The organism is Microbacterium sp. dk485 (genome assembly GCF_004570445.1).
Taxonomy (GTDB): Bacteria; Actinomycetota; Actinomycetes; order Actinomycetales; family Microbacteriaceae; genus Microbacterium; species Microbacterium wangchenii.
The window spans coordinates 241,522-261,043 of sequence record NZ_SPQW01000001.1; the positions used below are offsets into that span (position 1 = coordinate 241,522).

A 19,522-nucleotide genomic window follows, 5' to 3' on the forward strand; every position below is an offset into this window, starting at 1 on the left:
GTCACGCGCTGCGCGGGACGCGGGCGCGAAGGGTGCGTCGCGCGGTGCGCCGCCGCTCCTGCGCGGCGGGGGCGGGGGCCACCGCCTCCCCCACGAACCGCCGCACGGCCGCGGCGAGGGGCGCACGCGGTGCCGTATCGGCCACCGGGCGGGCGGCGAGCATCGCGGCATCGGCCGAGCGAGGGTCGAGGGGCACGAACCACATGTCCTCGACCCCCGCGAACCGTTCCAGCGTGCGCCGCACCTGCCCGCGCGCGTCGATCCCGAGCGTCCCGGGGCGCAGGCGGTTCACCACCACCGCCACGGGCGTCGACCCGACGGTGGCGCGGAGCTCGGCGTGCGCACGCACGAACCGGGCGACTCCGACCGGGTCGGCCGCGCACACGGCCACCACGAGGTCCGACTCGCGCAGGGCCGCCAGCGTCGCGGCGTTGCGACGAGGCCCGTCCAGGTCGCTGACGACCTCCTCGTCGCGCTCCAGCGAGGCCGCGACATCCACCACCACCCAGTCCACCCACGACCGCGACGCCGACAGCACCGCCGCCACGCGGGCCTCGGAGAGCTCCGGCCAGCGGCCAGGGCGGTTGATCCCCGTCAGCACGTCGACGGTTCCGCCGGCGGTGCGCAGGGGGACGCTGATGCGACGCAGCTCCGCCTCGTCCAGCCCGCCCCGCTCCGCCTGCCGGCAGGCGGCTGCGAACCCCGGACCCTCGTCCGCGAGCCCCAGCGACAGCGCGATCGACGGCGCGTGCGAGTCGGCGTCCACGAGCGCGACCGCTCGTCCGCCGCGGGAGAGCTCCGCGGCGAGTTCGATCGCGAGGGTGGAGCGACCCGGCGCCCCGTGCGGACCCCAGACCGACACCACGCGGCCGGAGGCGGCGGGGACCGCGCGCGCGAGGGGAGCGGCGGGGGCCGTCAGCGAGTCGGCGAGCACCCACCCCTCGACCGCGAGAGGGAGCGGGACGGTCAGCCCGAACCGCGCGGCCAGGCGCCGCCCCGGCTCGTCGTCGCACAGCGGCGCGATGCGCACGCCGTGCGCGTCGCACGCCGCGACCACCTCGGCGGTGAGGCTTGACGCCCCCACCTGCAGGACCAGGACGTCGATCTCTCCCCCGTCCAGGCGGAGCCGGGAGACCTCGGCCGCGCGCACCACCGCGCCGACCCGCACCCCCTCGATGCTCAGCTCGGTCGCGAGCCGGTCGCCGTGCGGGCCGTCGACGGCCAGCGCCACGCTCGTCACGGGGCACCTCCGGCCACCGGAACGACCGAGAGCGAGGATCCGCCCGACAGCGCCGCGAGGGTCGCGGCGACGTCGGCGCGCGGGATGACGAGCTCGAGCGTCGCCCCGGCCTGCCCGATCACGCCCTCCTCGCGCACGACGTCGGCCACGGTGGCGTCGGCGACGAGGATGCGGGGAGTGTCGAAGAGACCGCGCTCGAGCGCCGGCGCGTGCCACACCTCCACCCGGACGCCGGAGGCGACCGTGGCGGGCACGTCCGCCGCGGTGTCGACCACGACGGTCGTCACCCGCGCGTCGGCGCCGGCGCCGACGGCGTGCGCAGGCACGAGTTCGCCGGCGCTGATCGTGCGGGTCGCCACCGCCGCCTCGGGGAGCTCGCCGGGCGCGACGTACGCCTCGCCCGTCGCGCCCAGGGCGACGTCGACCGTGCGCAGATCATCGGCGTCCAGGCTCTCCCCCGGCACGATCGTGCGGGCCGCCGCGAGCACGGGGACCGTCTGGCGGGCCGCTCCCACCACCAGCCACACGCCGGCGACGGAGACGACGACCAGGAGCACGCCGAGGAGGAACCGGGCGTCGCCCCAGAAGGGCCGCGATCGCGCACGCGGACGGTCGGAGGCAGTCATGCGGATATGGTGCTCCGATCACCGCAGAGGCATCGGTGTTTATCCACAGCGCCGCGAGGCGATTCGAGGGCCGCGGGGGTGCCGGTCATAATGGGCTCATGCCCGACCGTCCCCCCGCCGGCACGCACCTGCTCGCTCCCGCTCAGGTGGCGGAGCTGCTGAGCATCACGGTCGACGAGGTCGTCGCCCTCGTCCACGAGGGGCGGCTCCGCGGCATGCGCGTGGGCAGCCCCGCGCGGTGGCGCGTGGAGGAGGACAGCGTCGAGGCCTACCTGGAGGATCAGGCCGAGGAGGCCCGCCGCATCGCGCTGTGGCGTCAGTCCAACGCCGCGAGCTTCCCCGAGCTGTGGGGGCGCGGCGGCGCCTCCGCACGCGATTGACCGCTCACACCCGCAGCGACTCGGCGTGCCCGTCGATGCCGATCCACGCGACGGCGGCGAACGGCACGATGCGGTAGCCGGTCACCTCCGCCGCCCGGCGGATCGCCCCGCGCTCATGCACGGCCAGGTCCAGATGGTCCGCCCCGGCACGATCGATCGTGCCCGTGACCGACCTGCCGTCCACCTCGTGGACGGTGACACCCGAGCGACGGCGCACGAGGTCGCGCACCGCGAATCCGAACGTGGCCCGTCGTGACACGGCCGATCCGCTCGCCGCCGTCTCCGGCCGGGCGGAGCGCAGCAGCGCGGCGTGCGGCAGGGTGACGCCGGCGATCGCGCTGAGCGGCACGAGCGCGGCGCCCGAGCGCGAGCCCCACGGGGAGGCCAGGAGCCAATCGGCCCCCAGCCCGGCCACCGGCGCGGACAGCGTCGCCCCGCCCCGCAGCTCCAGCCCCGCGGCCACGGGGTCGGCGTCACCGGTCGCCACCAGCGCCGCGAGGCGCTCGTGCAGCGTGATGCGGGCAAGGCGCAGCCGCTCCGCTTCGGTCTCCAGCGCAGCGCGCTCCGCCTCCCACTCGGAGGCGAGCTGGTCCTCGATGTCCTCGAAGAAGCGATCCCAGCGCATGGCGCGAGGCTAGAGCACCGGTGCCGGAAACGACCGGAGTTGTCCACATCCGTCCACGGACCTGGTCGCCGCGCCCGGGGGTGTGCTCTACTGATCGCGAGAAATCTCCTCTCGCACGACATCCCCCTGTCGAGATAGGCGCGCATATGGCATCGATGCCGGCGGGCTCGCTCCCCGCACACCCCGTGACGGCCCGCGCCGCCGATGTGGACGAGTTCTTCGCCCCGCAGCGCACCTCCAGCTCCGCCCTCCCCGATCCCGACGCCCTGCTGCGCAACCTCACGCGCGGCGTGCTGGAGGTGCTGGCCGGCGTCCGTGAGATCGAGCAGCTCGCCCGCTGGCTGACCGAAGACGCGTACCGGGCGCTGCTCACGAGGGCCAACCTCGCCACCCGCGCCCGCAGCGCGCGCGGCGTGCCCGCCACGCGTCCGGTGCACGCCATCCGTTCGGTGCGCGTGTGCGTTCCCGCCGACGGGGTCGTAGAGGCCGTCGTCGTGGTGGTCACGCCGGCGCGCACGCGCGCCGTCGCGATGCGCCTGCAGGGCATCGACCGCCGGTGGCGGGCGACCTCACTCGCCCTGCTGTGACGCGTCAGTCGGCGTCGATCATCTCCAGCAGGCCCTTGAGGGCATCGCGGATCTCGTCGTGGTCGTACTGCCCCGCTCGACTCTCGCCCGAGATGACGCCGGAGCGACGCACCTTCTGGAAGTCACCGAACGGGAACGAGTAGGCGCCCTTGGTCTCCCGGTTCTCGCTCCTGTCGATGCCGAGGTGCCAGTGCGCGTACTCCGTCCAGCCTTCCTTCTCGATGAACGCGTTCTCGTCGGCTGCCGAGGGGGCCGCCTCCGACCAGTCGTCGCGTTCGTCCTTGACCACCTTCCCGTCGCGGATGAGCGCGCGGGCGTGACGCAGTGCCGGTTGGTTCAGTTCGATCGCCATGCCGGCGACATTAACTCCCGGCGGGAAGGTGCGGGACACCCTTGACGCGGCGCCGACGGTGCCGCGATCCTACGGCCGGTAGGACGCCAGGAAGTTCCCGAGACGCTCGATCGCGTCGGTCAGCACGCGCGCCTCCGGCAGCGTCACGATGCGCAGGTGGTCGGGGGTCGGCCAGTTGAACCCCGTCCCCTGCACGAGCAGGACGTGCTCGGCGACGAGGAAGTCGTAGACGAACTTCCCGTCGTCGGGAATGTCGTACACCTCCGGATCCAGGCGCGGGAAGGCGTACAGCGCGCCCTGCGGGCGCACGCAGGAGACCCCCGGGATCGCCTCCAGGCTCTCCCACGCGGCATCCCGCTGCTCGCGCAGACGTCCCGACGGCGCGATGAGCGCGTCGATCGACTGCACGCCCGTGAGCGCTGCGAGCACGGCGTGCTGAGCGGGGACGTTCGCGCACAGCCGCGTGGACGCCAGCAGCTGGATGCCCTCGAGGAACCCGGCCGCGTGCGTCTTCGGACCGGTGATGGCCAGCCACCCCGACCGGTAGCCGGCGACGCGGTAGGTCTTGGAGAGCCCGTTGAAGGTCAGGCACAGCAGATCCGGCGCGACGACGGCCATGGGGATGTGCGCGGCGTCGTCGAAGAGGATCCGGTCGTAGATCTCATCGGAGAGGATGAGCAGCGAATTCTCGCGCGCGATCTGCGCGATGCCTTCCAGGACCTGACGCGAGTACACCGCGCCGGTGGGGTTGTTGGGGTTGATCACGACGATCGCCTTCGTGCGCGGGGTGATCTTCGCGCGGATGTCGTCCAGATCGGGCTGCCAGCCGTCGAGCTCGTCGCACAGGTAGTGCACCGGGGTGCCGCCGCCCAGGCTCGTCATCGCCGTCCACAGCGGATAGTCCGGCGCGGGGATGAGGACCTCGTCGCCCTCATCCAGCAGCGCCTGCATGACGATCGTGATGAGCTCGGAGACGCCGTTGCCGAGGTACACGTCATCCGGATCCAGTGCGGGGAAGCCGGCGACCTGCTCGTAGCGCGAGACCACCGCCCGCCGCGCCGACATGATGCCGCGGCTGTCGCTGTAGCCGTGGGCGTGCGGGAGCGCCTCGATCATGTCGCGGACGATCTGGAACGGCGCCTCGAAGCCGAAGGACGCCGGGTTGCCGGTGTTGAGCTTGAGGATCGCGTGACCCTCCGACTCCAGCCGGTCGGCCTCGACGAGGGCCTGCCCGCGGATCTCGTAGAGGACGTCCTTCAGCTTGGAGGACTGATCGAGGGGGCGAAGCGGGCTCATCGGATCAGGATATCCCCGGCCCGCGTGCCGGCATGCGCACCCTCAGCGGGCCAATCCCCGCCCCGTGGCGCCCGAGCCGGCCCGACCGCTTCCGACCTCTCCCACCGCCGATGGGGCCTACTTCTTCTTGTCGGCGGCGCGACGCTGGGCGCGGTTGGCCGCGGGGGCGGCGGGTCCGGCACCGTCGGTGCGCTGCCCGAAGGCGCCGCGCGGGGCCTCGGCGGTGCGAGTGGGAGCACCGCCGGTCGCCGCGGCGGCCTGACGCAGGCGACCCGTGGCGGCCTGCTGGACCTGCCCGCGCTCGTTGCGCACCTCCACCTCGCCGGCGTCATTGGCCGCCGAGTACTCCAGCCGCGGGGCTTCGGCGGGACCGGCCGAGAGGCCCTTGGCCTCCACCTGCGCGCCCTGCTCGCCCTCGGCGCGGCGCACCTCCACCTCGAGGTTGAACAGGTAGCCGACCGACTCCTCCTTGATCTGCCCCATCATCGCCTGGAACATCTGGTAGCCCTCGCGCTGGTACTCGATGAGCGGGTCGCGCTGGGCCATCGCCCGCAGGCCGATGCCGTCCTTGAGGTAGTCCATCTCGTACAGGTGGTCGCGCCAGCGGCGGTCGAGCACCTGGAGCACGACGCGCCGTTCGAGTTCGCGCACCGCCTGCTCGCCGAGCTCTTCCTCGCGCTTGGCGTAGGCGATGCGGGCGTCGGAGAGGATCTCCCGCTTCAGGCCCTCGGCCGTGATGCGGCCGCGCGCGCCGGCGTCGGCGACGACCTCGTCGATCGTCACGCCCACCGGGTAGAGGGTCTTGAGCTCCGTCCAGAGGGCGTCGAAGTCCCAGCTCTCGGTGTGACCGCTGCCGGTGTGGTCGTCGATGACGGCCGAGATGGCGTCCTCGATGAAGTGCTGCACGCGGTCGGCGATGTCATCGCCCTGCAGGATGTGGCGGCGGTCGGCGTAGATCGCCTCGCGCTGGCGGTTGAGCACGTCGTCGTACTTCAGGACGTTCTTGCGGATCTCGGCGTTGCGCGCCTCCACCTGGGCCTGTGCGCTCTTGATGGCGCGGGAGACCATGCCGGATTCGATCGCGACGTCGTCGGGGAAGTTCGCACGGGCGAGGATCGCCTCGGCGGCCCCGGACTGGAACAGGCGCATGAGGTCATCGGTCAGCGACAGGTAGAACCGGCTCTCGCCCGGGTCGCCCTGACGGCCCGAGCGACCGCGCAGCTGGTTGTCGATGCGGCGGGACTCGTGCCGCTCGGTGCCCAGGACGTACAGGCCGCCGGCTTCGACGACCTTCGCGCCCTCCTCGGCCGCGGTCTCGCGTACGCGCTGGTACACCGCATCCCATTCCGCCTCGTACTCCTCGGGAGTCTCGACCGGGTCCAGGCCCTGCGCCTTCAGCTCCTGCACGGCGAGGAACTCGGGGTTGCCGCCGAGCATGATGTCGGTGCCGCGCCCCGCCATGTTGGTGGCGACGGTGACGGCGCCCAGGCGCCCCGCGCGCGCGACGATTTCCGCCTCGCGCGCGTGGTTCTTGGCGTTGAGCACCTCGTGCTTGATGCCCTTCTTCGCCAGCAGGCGCGAGAGGTACTCGCTCTTCTCCACGCTCGTGGTGCCCACCAGCACCGGCTGCCCGGTGGCGTGGCGCTCGACGATGTCTTCCACGACCTGGGCGAACTTCGCCGTCTCGTTCTTGTAGACGAGGTCGGACTGGTCCTTGCGGATCATCGGCTTGTTCGTGGGGATCGGCACGACGCCGAGCTTGTACGTCGACATGAACTCCGCCGCCTCGGTCTCGGCGGTGCCGGTCATGCCGGCGAGCTTGTCGTAGAGGCGGAAGTAGTTCTGGAGCGTGACGGTGGCCAGGGTCTGGTTCTCGGCCTTGACCGGCACGCCCTCCTTGGCCTCGATGGCCTGGTGGATGCCCTCGTTGTAGCGGCGACCGACGAGGATGCGGCCGGTGTGCTCGTCGACGATCATGACCTCGTCGTTCATGACGACGTAGTCGGTGTCGCGCTTGAACAGGGCCAGGGCCTTGATGGAGTTGTTGAGGAACGAGATGAGCGGGGTGTTGGCCGACTCGTACAGGTTCTCGATGCCGAGGTAGTCCTCGACCTTCTCGATGCCGGGCTCGAGCACGCCGATCGTGCGCTTCTTCTCGTCCACCTCGTAGTCCACGCCCGCCTCGAGCGTGCGGGCGATCTTGGCGAACTCGGCGAACCAGCGGTTGGCCTCGCCGGACGAGGGGCCCGAGATGATCAGCGGCGTGCGGGCCTCGTCGATGAGGATGGAGTCCACCTCGTCGACGATGGCGTAGTAGTGGCCGCGCTGGACGAGGTCCTCCTTGCGCCACGCCATGTTGTCGCGCAGGTAGTCGAATCCGAACTCGTTGTTGGTGCCGTAGGTGATGTCGCACGCGTACTGCGCGCGGCGCACCTCGGGGGTCTGTCCCGAGACGATGACGCCCGTGGTCATCCCGAGGGCACGGTAGACGCGGCCCATCAGCTCGGACTGGTAGGTCGCGAGGTAGTCGTTGACGGTGATGACGTGCACGCCCTGCCCGGCGATGGCGTTGAGGTAGACGGCGAAGGTGGCCGTCAGCGTCTTGCCCTCACCGGTCTTCATCTCGGCGATGTTGCCCAGGTGCAGCGCCGCGCCGCCCATCACCTGCACGTCGTACGGGCGCTGGCCGAGCGTGCGCTGGGCGGCCTCGCGCACGGCGGCGAAGGCCTCGGGCATGAGGCGGTCCAGGCTCTCCCCCGCCTCGAAGCGCGTACGGAGCTCGGCGGTCTCGCCACGCAGCTCGTCGTCGGTGAGGTGGGAGTAGTCCTCTTCCAGCGCGTTGACGGCCTTCACGACCTGCTGAAGCCGCCGGAGGACGCGCCCCTCGCCGGCACGGAGTAGTTTCTCGAGAGGATTGGCCACGGAGGATCTCCATCTGTCGGATTCGGCCGTGTGCTGACGCACGTGGCCCGCCTGCACGCAGGCATACCGTGCCATGTTATCCGTTCGTGACACGGAGGATCCTGCGAGGATCCGCCGAAAGCAGGGCTGGCGCTGCTTTCCCGGAAAGCATATGCTCGAAAAGCATCTTCCGGGAAAGCAAAGGGACTCACATGTCGGTACGCCAAGGTCTGCTCGCGATCCTCGCGCAGGGCCCCTGCTACGGGTATCAGCTCAAGGTCGAGTTCGACCGCCGCACGGGATCGACCTCGACCCTCAACGCGGGACAGATCTACAACACGCTGGAGCGCCTCGAGCGCGACGGGCTCGCCCGCCGCGGCCTCGTCGACGATGAGGGACACGTGTTCTACGAGATCACCGACGCCGGCCGTGACGAGGTGCGCCGTTGGCTGGACACGCCCGTCGCCCGGCCGGCCGGGACCCGCGACGAGCTCCCCATCAAGATCGCACTGGCCTCGACCCTGCCCGGCGCCGACCTCGCGGCCATCATCCAGAGCCAGCGCCGGGCGTCACTGGCGCGACTGCAGGGGCTCAACCGCGCGAAGTACGCCGGCGCCACGGATGGGCCCGAGGAGCTCGCGTGGTCGCTGATCGCGGATTCGATGATCTTCGAGGCGGAGGCGGAGGTGCGCTGGCTGGATCACATCGAGCAGCGCCTGGCCGCCGGCCCACCCGTTGCACCGCTTCCGATCGAGCCCGTCCGCCCTGCGCGCTCCTCCTCCCCCACCGCATCCGTGCGAGGTGAGCGATGACCGCTGCGGTGCCGGTGCTGCGCCTGTCGGGCGTCTCGCAGCAGTACGGGTCGGGCGAGACGTCGGTCACGGCACTGAGCGGGATCGATCTGGACGTCGCGCGCGGCGAACTCGTGGCGGTGATGGGGGCGTCGGGCTCGGGAAAGTCGACGCTGCTGGCGATTGCCGGCGGGCTTCAGCAGCCCACGGCGGGCGAAGTGATCGTCGAAGGCGACTATCTCTCCAGCGCGCGGCCGCGCGAGGTGGCAGCGCTCCGCCGCCGCTCGCTCGGATTCGTCTTCCAGGATTTCAACCTCATCCCGACGCTCACCGCGCTCGAGAACGTCACGCTGCCGCTCGAACTCGACGGCTTCCGCAGCCGCGTCGCGCGGCGCGCGGGCCGCGACGCTCTCGCCTCCGTCGGCCTCGAGGAGCGCGCCGGCGCGTACCCCGACGATCTATCCGGAGGCCAGCAGCAGCGGGTGGCGATCGCACGCGCCGTCGTGGGGAGCCGCCGGCTGATCCTCGCCGACGAGCCGACCGGAGCGCTGGACTCCGTGACCGGGGAGGCGGTCATGCGGATGCTGCGAGCCCGCGTGGATGCGGGGGCGGCCGGCATCCTCGTCACGCACGAGGCCCGCCACGCCGCCTGGGCCGACCGCATCCTCTTCCTCCGCGACGGACGGATCGTGGACGAGTCGCGCCGCGAAGGCGCCGACTCGCTCCTGGCGAGCACGCGATGACGACGGCACGGACTCGGACTCGCCACCCCGCGCGCCGACGCCGCCGCGCGGGCGCGCTCAGCCGCTGGCGCGTCTCGGCGCGCCTGGCCCGCAGGCAGGCCGCACGGACCCGGCTCTCCAGCCTTCTCGTCGTGATCCTCGTCGCCCTCCCGATCGCTGGGATGACCGGCTTCGCCGTGTGGGCGATGAGCTCGGTGAGCACGCCGGAGGAGCGTGCACGCGTGGAGCTCGGTCGGATGCAGGCGTGGGTGGCTCCGGCCGGCGTACCGGACGCGGGCTTCTGGCAGGCCCCGACCGAGCCGGAGTGGCACGGCTACCCCGTCGGAGCCGATGGCGTGTCGGAGGCATTGGAGGGCGTCCCGCTGGAGGATCCTGCCGCTGAGCTTGCGCCCGGCACGGAGGTCGTGGAGATCGTCGAGCGCGGCACTGTCCGCGTGCGCACAGCGGCGGGGGAAGCGCCCGTCACGGCCTGGGCGGGCGAGACATGGCACGAGGAGTTCGCCGGCAAGTACGACCTCGTCGACGGACGACGACCGTCCAGCGCGTCCGAAGCGATGGTGACTCCCGCCGCATTGGAGCGTCTCGGCATCGGAATCGGCGGTGAGCTTGCGCTCCCCGCCGAGGACCTGACCTTCACCGTCGTGGGCACCCTCGACGCGGCAGGGGTACCCGACGCCGACGCCGGAGTCTTCCTCCCGCTGACCGATCGGACGCGCCAGTTCGTCTCCGGCGAGCACCGTTGGTATCTGCCGGAGCCTGCCCTGCCGTGGTCGGACGTGGAAGAGCTCAACGAGCAGGGCGTCGTCGCACTGTCGCGTGAGGTCCTCCTCGACCCGCCGACGCGAGTGAACGAGGACGCGCAGCGCGCCCAGGCCAACCAGACCGCCGTGTTCTGGAGCATGGTCGCCGTCATCGCGATCGGAGGCGCATTCGCGGCGTATGTCGTCGTGATGCTCGCCGGTGCGGCTTTCGCGGTGGCCGCCCGCCGCCAGCAGCGCTCGCTCGCCATCGTCGCAAGCGTCGGCGGATCCCGTCGCGACCTGTTCCGCACCGTCGCCCTGCAGGGGACCGTCCTGGGCGCGGTCGGCGGCGTGGTCGGGACCGCGCTCGGGGTGGGACTGGCGGCCGGCGGCCTCGCGATCGTCGACGATGGCAGCGGCATCTCCCCATGGGGATTCCACGTGCCCTGGCTGGGCGTGGCCGGCATCTTCGTCTTCTCTGTGCTGGTCGGCACGCTCTCCGCGCTCGTCCCGGCCCGCACCGTGGCGCGCGCCGATGCCATCAGCGCACTCCGCGGGGCCCGCCGCCCGCAGCGGCCGACCGCGTCCCGCCCCGTCTGGGGCTCGGTGCTCCTCCTCGTCGGGGTGGGGATCACACTGGCGTGCGGGGTGGGCCTCGCCGTCCTCAACCGGAACGGTACGGGCGTGAGGTGGGATTCACCCCTGAGCATGATCCCGGTCTACGGGATCGTGGCCGGGCCCATCCTGGCGCAGGTCGGCATCCTGCTCTCGGGACGGTGGCTCCTGTGGACCGTCTCGCGAGGGCTGTCTCGCGCCTCGACGGCCGCCCGCATCGCGTCACGGGATGCTGCCGCGAACGCGTCGCGCACCGTGCCGGCCTTCGCCGCCATCGGCGCGACGGTCTTCCTCGGCGTCTTCGTCGCCGCCGTCTCCGCCATGGGCACCGCGAACTCCGCGCGCAACCACGTCTACACCGCTCCCGTGGGAAGCGTCGTCGTCTCGATGGGACCGCCGGCCACGACCTCGGGCGCCGAGCCGCTCAGCGCGGAGTCGGCGAGGAGGGCGATCGAGTCCGCGCGCACCATGGTCGCCGACGCCGGCGCGGACGGTACCGCGACCATCGCCCGGCAGCTGCCCGTCTGGAACTATGCGCACGCCGACGACGTGCCCGATGACATGGTGCGGGCCCTGGCGGTGCTGCCCGAGCGGTATCTGCTCGATCCGGAGTCTGTGTCGGAGTGGCGGGGGGCTGGGGATCCGCAGAACAACATCTCCGTCCTCTCCGCGGACGACCTGTCCACGGCTCTCGGCGTGGCGCTGTCCCCCGGCGAGCGGGCCGCCTACGACGAGGGCGCGGTCGTCGTCACCGACTCGAGGTATGTCGTCGACGGCACCGTGCAGTTCGGTGCGTGGTCCGGCCGCGATCTGTATGAAGGGCGCGCACCCGACAACGTCTGGCGGCCGTCCACCGACGCAACGGAGCGCTCGGACCCGATGTGGGAGGAGAGCGCCGACGCCATCGTCGAGGAGGGAGCCCGCGGGTCGATCGTCGTCGCCATGGCACCGCAGACCGCGCTCGACCTCGGCATCCAGGCGCAGCCCGAGGTCGTGATCGCCTCCTTCGACGATCCGATCTCCGTTGAGAGCCGTGACCGCCTCAACACGCAGGCGAACCTGGCCAGCACGTCGGACTACTCGCTGTGGGCGTACGTCGAGACGGGCCCGCCTAGCGACCTGACGTGGCTCATCCCACTGGCCACAACGGTCTCCGTCCTCGTCGTGGGGGCGAGCGCCGTGGCCCTCGGCCTCGCGCGGTTCGAGCGGCGTCCCGATGACGCGACGCTCGCCGCCGTGGGAGGCACTCCGGCCCTCCGTCGGCGCATCGGGTTCTGGCAGGGCCTGCTGATCGCGGGATTCGGGACGCTCTCCGGCGCGGCCGCCGGGATCCTCCCCGCGATCGGGCTGTCGATCCAGTCGCAGGGGTCTCAGCGCCTGACGGACATCCCATGGCTCGGCCTCGCGGCGCTCGCCATCGCGCTGCCGCTGGTGATCGCTCTCGCCAACGCCCTGGTCCCCCCGAGGCGGCCCGATCTCACGCGGCGCACGGTCATCGCGTGAACTCCGCACGACCTCCGGCAGGACTCCCCGTTCAGAATTCAGGAGATCGGCGGACCGCGGGGCCGATGGCGCCGTCGTCCGCGGCGTGTCTCCTGAATTCTGAACGCCGCGCGCGCGGAGCGAACACGAGCGCAAAGCCGCCTGTACAACCGTAGGATCGATGCCATGGCCGGGTTCTGGGGTAAACGCAAGCGCGAAGAGCAGGATGCCGCGGACGCCGACCTGGCGAAGCGGGCCGAGCTGGCCCTGGTCGCCGCCGACGAGCGCATCCGTCTGACCACCGATGAGCTGGACTTCGCCGTCGCCGAGCTCGGCGAGGGCCCCACCGCCGATCTGCGCGCGGCCCTCACCGCCGTGCGCACGCACATGGGCGAGGCCTTCCACCTGCACCAGCTCAACCACGACCACATCCCCGACACCCCCGAAGAGCTCCGCACGCGCAACGCGCGCATCATCCAGCTGTGCCAGTGGGCCGAAGACCTCCTCGAGGAGCGCACCACGGCACTGCAGCCGTCGATCGAAGCGGTGCGCCGGGCACCGGAGACCCTGCAGCGCGTGCGCGCGGACCGCGATCGCCTGCAGGCGCGCCTCCCGCACGCCCGCGAGGTGCTGGAGCGGCTGTCGCGACGCTACAGCCCGTCGGCGCTGCAGCAGGTCTCGGGCAATCCCGACGAGGCCGGCCAGCTGCTGGATTTCGCGCTGCACACCGCAGACGTGTCCACACGGCGGCGGGAGGCCGGCCAGCGCGAGCAGGCGTCGGTGGCGCTGGAGGCCGCGACCGAGGCCGTCCGGCGGGCCGAATCGCTGCTGGACGCCGTCGACGGATACGAGATCGAGGCGCTGCGCGCGGAGTCCACCCTGGCCGCCGTGATCGACGACTCCCGCGGCGACCTCGTGGCCGCACGCTCGGGCCCGCGGACGCCTGCCGTGTCGGCCGCGATGACCGAGCTGGAGACGGCGCTGGCGGCCCTTCCCGCCCCGGGTGAGAAGAGCGATCCGTTCGCGGTGCTGTCCCGCCTGCGGATCGCCAACGCCGCGCTGGACGAGGCGCGTGAACGCGCGTCGCGCCCCATCCCGTCCGAATCCCACGTGCGCCACGCCGTGGACGACGCCGACCGTCAGATCTCGGTGGCGCGCAGCGTCATCGCCGGCCATCGCGGCTGGATCGGCGCCGACGCGCGCACCCGCCTGGCCGAGGCCGAGCGCCTTCGGGCCGAGATCCCGTTCGGCCCGATCGCCGAGGACGACCGGGAGACCGCCCAGGTCACGGCCCGCCGGGCCGGCGCGCTGGCCAGCGAGGCCCTGCAGCTCGCACAGCGCGACATCGACGCATCCCGCCCCGACGACTGGGAGAACAGCGGCTGGGGCGGCCGCGGCGGTCGCGGAGGTATGGGCGGCATGGGCGGCGGCGGCATGGGAGGCGGCATCCTCGGCGGCCTCGTGATCGGCTCGCTCCTGGGCGACATCTTCGACGGCTGACCGGTCTCAGGGCGCGGGTGGCCGCCTCCACGCACGGGAACCCCCGCGGTGCGGGGGTTCCCGGTGGAAAGATCCGCGGTCAGGATGCGGCGCGGGCGGCCGGCGGAGCGGCCGCCGTCAGCGAGATCACGCCGTAGTCCCAGCCCTTGCGGCGGTACACCACGCTCGGGTGGTCGGTGCGCGCGTCGATGAAGAGGAAGAAGTCGTGCCCGACCAGCTCCATGCGGTCCACGGCCTCCTCGACCGTCATCCACTCGGCGTCGAACTGCTTCGTGCGGATGACCACCGGCGTGTAGGGCTCGTCGTCGACCGAACGCAGCACGGGGATGTCGCCGGTCGCGACGGCGTGGATGGCGTCGGCCGACGCGGGCTGCACGTCGATGCCCTCCAGGGCCCCCGTGCCCTTCTCGAACTTCGGCCCGCGCGGGTGGTTGCGGGAGTCGACGCGCTTCTCCTTCGCCCGGCGCAGCTGCTCGGTCATCTTGTCCACGGCCAGATCCAGCGCCGCGAACTTGTCGGCGTCCGCCGCCTCGGCCCGGACGACAGGGCCCTTGTTGACGAGCGTCAGCTCGACGGTGTCGTCCTCCATCCGGCCGTTGTGGTACGCGCGGTGGGTCACCTTCACTTCCAGAACCTGCGCCCGCGGGCAGAGGTGTTCGATGCGAGCGGCCTTCTCCTCGACGACCGTGCGGAAGCGGTCGGTGATCCCGACCCCCACGCCGACGATACTGGTGTCCATCCGTTACCTCCTTGTTCCGGGTCCGCCCTGCGGGTCACACGGTGCAAGGGCGGACATCCGTCGCCTTGTACTTCCACGCTATCCCCCCGCGACCGAAAGTGTCACGTCACGGGACCCCTTCTCTCTCGACCCCGAGAAATCCGCCGCGGCGTCGCCGCGACCGTGACCGCGCCGACCACCTCGGCGCCGGCGGCCCGCAGGGCGCGCGCCGTCTCGCGCAGGGTCGCCCCCGTCGTGACCACGTCGTCGACGATCAGGATGCGGGCACCGGCGACTCCGCGCGCCCGCATGCTGCCGGCGACATTGGCGGCCCGGCCGCCGATCCCGAGGGCGCGCTGGTCGGCCGTGCGGCGCGTCGCGCGCACGCACCGGTGCGGGTGCCATCCGGCACGCCTGGCCAGCAGTTCGGCCACCCGGTACCCGCGTCGGCGCAGGGCTGCGGAGGAGGTCGGCACCGGCACGACGATCACCCCGTCCAGGTCCCAGGATGCCGCCGCGTCCCGCAGCGCGGACCCCAGTGGCCGGGCGAGAGAGGTGCGTCCGTCCTCCTTCAGGGCGCGGATGACGCGGGCCACGGCCCCGTCGTAGATCAGAGCGCTGCGCACGGTGAGTCCGTCGATCACCTGCTGCGACGGAGCCGCGTGCAGCTGGAGGAGGCACGTCCGGCACAGCGAGACGTCCGCGGCGGAGCATCCGGCGCATTCGACGGGCAGGACGAAGGCGAGTGCCTCGGCGAAGGCGCCGCGGAGGCGTGCGGTGTCCATGCGCCGATCCTGCTGCCGCGCCCGGCCCGGCCGGAGCGGACCGCGGCGCTCTGGGGAGAACGCAGCGCCGGGCGGCAGCGGTGCAGGACGCTACGGCATCCCCTGCTGCACGGCCAGCACGCGCACCTCCGACGCGAGCTGCTGCCACGTCGGACCCTGCCGCACGTACAGGATGCCTCCGCCGGTGAGCAGCCTCGCGCTGGAGTTGCCGCCGGCCACCGCCGCCACGCCGGCGGGGATCGTCAGATCGGTGCCCGGCCCGCCCACCGGCTGCTCGCGCAGCGACACGTCGCCACCCGCCCGCACGAGCACGCCGAGGGTCACGTCGTCGAGCCACGCCAGGCCGGCACCGTCCGCGCTGAGGACGGCCACCGGGATGGGTTCGCCCAGCGCGATCTCGGCGCCGTCGGAGGTGCGACGGATCCCCGCCACCCACAGCTCGGTGCGGCCGCGGACCGTCACGGCGGCCGCGATGCGCGCCCCGTCGCGGGAGACCTGCATCGCCGAGATCGCGGTGGCGCCGGGCCACGCGTCGGCCACCTCCACCGTTCCGCCCGCCGGCGCGTACGCACGCACCGCGGCGGGGTCGGCCGCGGGCACCGCCCACACCAGCCCGAGGGGGTCGATCGTGGGAGGCAGCAGGCCCTGACGCTGGTCCAGCAGCGCCGTGGTCCCGTCGGCTGCGGCGCGCACCACGTCGCCGGAGGCGGTGCGGATGGCCGCGAGCTCCAGGTCGGCGGTCGTCTGCACGGACACCGCATCCACCGACTCCACGGCCGGTGAGAGGCCGGCGACGGCCTCCACGGAGTCGCCGTCGAGGAAGCCGAACCGCCCGTCGGCCAGTTCCACGAGCGACTGGGCGGCCACGCGCGTGGACACCGTCGGGGCGGGGCGGGCCTGCAGCGGCGAACCGTTCGCCGTCATCTGCACGGCGGTGATGTCGGGCGAACGCAGCGAGGATTCCAGCTGCGCCTGCATGCGATCCAGCGTCGTCTGCCCGAGCGAGAGGGCCGATGCGTCGAGGTCGACCTGCGCGACGCCGTCGGAGACGGTGACCGCGCGCGTGGCGGCGCCGACGTCCTCGGGGAACGCGGTGGCGACCGATCCGGCCAGCCACGGGCTGGGCGCGCCGTCCACCAGAGCGCGTGCGATGTACGTCGCGCTGTTGGTGCGCGGGAACCACCGGACATCGGGCACGAGGTACTGCCACGTGGGGTCGAAGTACGCCAGCGACGCCGAGCGGAAGACGCTGCGGAACTGCTCCTCGAACAGCACGATGCCATCGGGCGCATCCGCGATGCGCCATTGGCCGTCCTCCTCCGCCAACGCGAAGGTCAGTGTCGCCGCGCCGCCGTTCTGCGGCTGATACGACCCCTCGGCGTCGACGATGCCCGTGGCGGTCACCTCGACGGTGCTCACGCCGTCCACCGGCGCGCTCGGGGCGGAGCGGTCGGTCAGGCGGTCGATCGTGACGCTCGCCAGCGGGTTCCACTCCGGCGCGAACGATTCGGTCAGGAACTGTCGCGCCGTGGCCCAGCCGTCCTGAGACCCCGACCCTGCGCGGATGAAGCCGCTCACGATGTCTTCCGGCGAGGCGTCGGGCTGCGGGCTGTCGGGGATGAAACGGATGTCGGGATCGGCTTCGACGTCCACCGGCGAGCGCCCCGGGTGCACCGCCCCGGTGGTGGGCAGGCCCGCGCAGGCTGTGAGCAGGAGCACGAGCGCGGCCGCGGCCGCCGCGGCCAGGCGCCTCACGACGCACCCCGCGCGAGGTCGATCGGCTGGGTCAGGCCCATGGCCTCCAGCGAGGCGGAGTCGTCGTCCACGTCGAGCGTGATCGGCGACGGGCCGGCGAGCTGGCCGCCGCGGCGCGGCAGCGTCAGGACGAAGTGCGACCCTCGGCCCAGCTCGCTCCACACCTCCAGGCGCCCGCCGTGCAGCCGCGCGTCGCCGAGCGCGATCGACAGTCCCAGGCCGCTGCCGCCGATCGTGCGGGTGCGCGAGGGATCCGCACGCCAGAACCGGTCGAAGACGTGCTCGGCCTCGCCCGGACGCATCCCCATGCCGTAGTCGCGCACGCCCAGCGCGACGGCGTTCTGGTCGCTGTCGACGGTGACCACGATCGGCCTGCCCTCCCCGTGCTCGATCGCGTTGCCCAGGAGATTGCGCACGATGCGGCGCACGCGCCGCGCGTCCATCTCCACGAGCGAGTGGCCGCCGGGGGCCAGGAGGCGCACATCCGACCCGTGCTGCTCGGCGAGCTGGTGGAGCGAGCCGATGACGTCCTCGGCGAGGTGGGCGAGGCTCGTCGGCTCCAGCTCGAGCTGCACCGATCCCGCGTCGTAGCGGCTGATCTCCAGCAGGTCGGTCAGCAGGCTCTCGAACCGCTGCACCTGGGCGTACAGCAGCTCGGCGGCGCGGGCGGTGGCCGGGTCGAAGCTCTCGCGCTGATCGTTGATCATGTCGGCGGCCAGGCGGATGGTGGTCAGCGGCGTGCGCAGCTCGTGCGAGACGTCGGAGACGAAGCGCTGCTGCACGAGCGACAGGTCGGCCAGCTCCTTGATCTGCGACTCGATGCTGTCGGCCATCGCGTTGAAGGAGCGCCCCAGCACGGCCAGCTCGTCGTCTCCGCGCACGGGGAGGCGCACGCCGAGGTCGCCGGCGGCGAGCTGCGCGCTCGTCTCGGCCGCCTCGCCGATGGGCACGGTCACCGACCGCAGCACGAACCACGTGATGCCGCCGATGAGGGCCACCAGCGCGAGCCCCGCGATCCACAGGGTCACCTGGACGAAGGCCAGCGTCGCCGAAGCGCCCTCCAGGTTGTAGGCCAGGTACAGCTCGTACGGCCCCACGCCCTGGACCACGAGCTGCTGGCCGACCAGGAGGCCCGGCCCCTGTCCGGCTTCGGTGGTCAGCTGCACCGACTGCCACCACTGCGTGTCGACGTTGGAGCGCACGAGCTCGCGCAGCTCGGGTGTCACGATCGCCGGATCGAAGCCGACGGAGTCGATGTTCTGCGGCGCGAGGGAGGACGCATCCGTGTCGATGCGGTACGAGGCGAACGCGTCGGCGGCGGACTGCTGCGACAGGGTGCGCAGGACGCTGTTCATGAGGTTCTGCGCGGTGACCGGATCGTCGGTGTCCACGGCGGCGTCCAGTTCGGTCTGCGCCGCGACGGTGGCCCGCTGCGCGGAGGAGAGCGCTTGGCGCAGCCGCGACTGGAACAGTTCGTTCTGGATCGCCAGGGCCATCCAGATGAACGCGACGAGCACCGTCACCGCCGTGAGGGCGAGGGTGATCAGAATCGTGCGGAACCGCAGCGACCGCTGCCACAGCGCCGTGATCCGGGCCGGCCACGAGCGCCAGCCGCGCACCACGGTGGGCACGGGGCGGCGCGGCGTCGAGGCCGTCGCCGTCGTCATCCCGACCTCACACCACCGCGCCGGCGCGGTAACCGACCCCGCGGACGGTCGTCACGATGCGGGGATTGTCGGGGTCGGTCTCGACCTTGGCCCGCAGGCGCTGCACGTGCACGTTGACCAGGCGCGTGTCGGCCTTGTAGTGGTAGCCCCACACCTGCTCGAGCAGCATCTCGCGGGAGAAGACCTGCTGGGGCTTGGATGCCAGCGCCACGAGCAGCTCGAATTCCAGCGGCGTCAGCGCGATCACGGTGTCGCGGCGGCGCACCTCGTGGGCCGCCACGTCGACGGTGAGGTCGCCGATCCGCAGCACCTCGGTGCCCCCGGCGCCCGTCGGGCGCAGCCGCGTGCGGATGCGGGCGACGAGCTCCTTGGGGTTGAACGGCTTGACGATGTAGTCGTCCGCTCCCGATTCCAGCCCCTTCACCACATCGGCGGTATCGGTGCGGGCGGTGAGCATGATGATGGGGACGCCGGACTCGGCGCGCACACGCGCGCATACCTCGATGCCGTCCATGCCCGGGAGCATCAGATCGAGCAGGATGAGGTCGGGTCGCTCCCGCCGCCACGCTTCGACGGCTTTCGCGCCGTCGGCGCAGAACACCGTGTCGAAGCCCTCGGTGCGCAGGACGATGCCGATCATCTCGGCAAGGGCGGTGTCGTCGTCGACCACCAGGATCCGTGCTGTCATGAGCGCGTCCTCGTCCTCACATCCGCCCGGC

General features: G+C 72.3%; 17 protein-coding genes. 6 read left to right on the forward strand and 11 right to left on the reverse strand.

The annotated features are described in order from the left end of the window. Window position 1: 1 nt before the first annotated feature. On the reverse strand, window positions 2-1,240 hold the full coding sequence (locus tag E4V99_RS01210) for a hypothetical protein (protein WP_209305572.1): 1,239 nt from the start codon (window positions 1,238-1,240) through the stop codon (window positions 2-4). Continuing rightward, on the reverse strand, window positions 1,237-1,866 hold the full coding sequence (locus E4V99_RS01215) for an SAF domain-containing protein (RefSeq protein WP_135064431.1): 630 nt from the start codon (window positions 1,864-1,866) through the stop codon (window positions 1,237-1,239). The genes E4V99_RS01210 and E4V99_RS01215 overlap by 4 nt, the downstream gene beginning before the upstream one ends. 98 nt (window positions 1,867-1,964) lie before the next feature. On the opposite strand from E4V99_RS01215, the gene E4V99_RS01220 reads away from it, so the two are divergent. Beyond that, a complete protein-coding gene (locus E4V99_RS01220) occupies window positions 1,965-2,246 on the forward strand; it encodes a helix-turn-helix domain-containing protein (protein WP_135064428.1) in 282 nt (93 codons plus the stop codon). Between the two features lie 4 nt (window positions 2,247-2,250). Here the strand turns inward: E4V99_RS01220 and E4V99_RS01225 are convergent, their stop codons facing one another. Beyond that, window positions 2,251-2,871, reverse strand: coding sequence for a hypothetical protein (locus E4V99_RS01225; RefSeq protein ID WP_135064425.1), 621 nt, complete (start codon window positions 2,869-2,871; stop codon window positions 2,251-2,253). Between the two features lie 155 nt (window positions 2,872-3,026). On the opposite strand from E4V99_RS01225, the gene E4V99_RS01230 reads away from it, so the two are divergent. Continuing rightward, window positions 3,027-3,458 (forward strand): Rv3235 family protein, encoded by a 432-nt coding sequence (locus tag E4V99_RS01230; RefSeq protein ID WP_135070939.1) that lies wholly within the window; start codon window positions 3,027-3,029, stop codon window positions 3,456-3,458. A gap of 4 nt (window positions 3,459-3,462) precedes the next feature. Here E4V99_RS01230 and E4V99_RS01235 read toward each other — a convergent pair whose 3' ends face one another. The 3 genes from E4V99_RS01235 to secA form a co-directional block, all read right to left on the reverse strand. Continuing rightward, complete coding sequence (locus E4V99_RS01235) at window positions 3,463-3,810, reverse strand: hypothetical protein (RefSeq protein ID WP_135064422.1); 348 nt, start codon at window positions 3,808-3,810, stop codon at window positions 3,463-3,465. Window positions 3,811-3,879: 69 nt separating this feature from the next. Continuing rightward, on the reverse strand, window positions 3,880-5,106 hold the full coding sequence (locus tag E4V99_RS01240; protein ID WP_135116115.1) for a pyridoxal phosphate-dependent aminotransferase: 1,227 nt from the start codon (window positions 5,104-5,106) through the stop codon (window positions 3,880-3,882). A 117-nt stretch (window positions 5,107-5,223) separates the two neighbouring features. Continuing rightward, window positions 5,224-8,028 carry a preprotein translocase subunit SecA gene (gene secA / locus E4V99_RS01245; protein ID WP_135116117.1) on the reverse strand — a complete coding sequence of 935 codons (2,805 nt, stop codon included), beginning with the start codon at window positions 8,026-8,028 and terminating at the stop codon, window positions 5,224-5,226. A gap of 191 nt (window positions 8,029-8,219) precedes the next feature. Here secA and E4V99_RS01250 point away from each other — a divergent pair, with 191 nt between their 5' ends. From E4V99_RS01250 to E4V99_RS01265, 4 genes are all read left to right on the forward strand, one after another. After that, complete coding sequence (locus E4V99_RS01250; protein WP_135116119.1) at window positions 8,220-8,819, forward strand: PadR family transcriptional regulator; 600 nt, start codon at window positions 8,220-8,222, stop codon at window positions 8,817-8,819. Continuing rightward, complete coding sequence (locus E4V99_RS01255) at window positions 8,816-9,541, forward strand: ABC transporter ATP-binding protein (RefSeq protein ID WP_135116121.1); 726 nt, start codon at window positions 8,816-8,818, stop codon at window positions 9,539-9,541. Before E4V99_RS01250 ends, E4V99_RS01255 begins: the two co-directional genes overlap by 4 nt. After that, window positions 9,538-12,399, forward strand: a complete 2,862-nt coding sequence (locus tag E4V99_RS01260) for an FtsX-like permease family protein (RefSeq protein WP_135116123.1) — start codon at window positions 9,538-9,540, stop codon at window positions 12,397-12,399. Before E4V99_RS01255 ends, E4V99_RS01260 begins: the two co-directional genes overlap by 4 nt. A gap of 165 nt (window positions 12,400-12,564) precedes the next feature. Next, window positions 12,565-13,878, forward strand: coding sequence for a hypothetical protein (locus tag E4V99_RS01265; RefSeq protein ID WP_135116125.1), 1,314 nt, complete (start codon window positions 12,565-12,567; stop codon window positions 13,876-13,878). Window positions 13,879-13,957: 79 nt separating this feature from the next. On the opposite strand, the gene raiA is transcribed toward E4V99_RS01265, so the two are convergent. From raiA to mtrA, 5 genes are all read right to left on the reverse strand, one after another. Further along, window positions 13,958-14,617 (reverse strand): ribosome-associated translation inhibitor RaiA, encoded by a 660-nt coding sequence (gene raiA, locus E4V99_RS01270; protein ID WP_135116127.1) that lies wholly within the window; start codon window positions 14,615-14,617, stop codon window positions 13,958-13,960. Between the two features lie 101 nt (window positions 14,618-14,718). Further along, a complete protein-coding gene (locus E4V99_RS01275) occupies window positions 14,719-15,381 on the reverse strand; it encodes a phosphoribosyltransferase family protein (RefSeq protein WP_135116129.1) in 663 nt (220 codons plus the stop codon). A gap of 90 nt (window positions 15,382-15,471) precedes the next feature. Further along, window positions 15,472-17,136, reverse strand: coding sequence for an LpqB family beta-propeller domain-containing protein (locus tag E4V99_RS01280; RefSeq protein ID WP_135116131.1), 1,665 nt, complete (start codon window positions 17,134-17,136; stop codon window positions 15,472-15,474). Then, on the reverse strand, window positions 17,133-18,803 hold the full coding sequence (mtrB, locus tag E4V99_RS01285) for an MtrAB system histidine kinase MtrB (RefSeq protein WP_135116133.1): 1,671 nt from the start codon (window positions 18,801-18,803) through the stop codon (window positions 17,133-17,135). Before mtrB ends, E4V99_RS01280 begins: the two co-directional genes overlap by 4 nt. Window positions 18,804-18,810: 7 nt before the next feature. Further along, window positions 18,811-19,491 (reverse strand): MtrAB system response regulator MtrA, encoded by a 681-nt coding sequence (gene mtrA, locus E4V99_RS01290; protein ID WP_135116135.1) that lies wholly within the window; start codon window positions 19,489-19,491, stop codon window positions 18,811-18,813. Window positions 19,492-19,522: the final 31 nt, after the last annotated feature.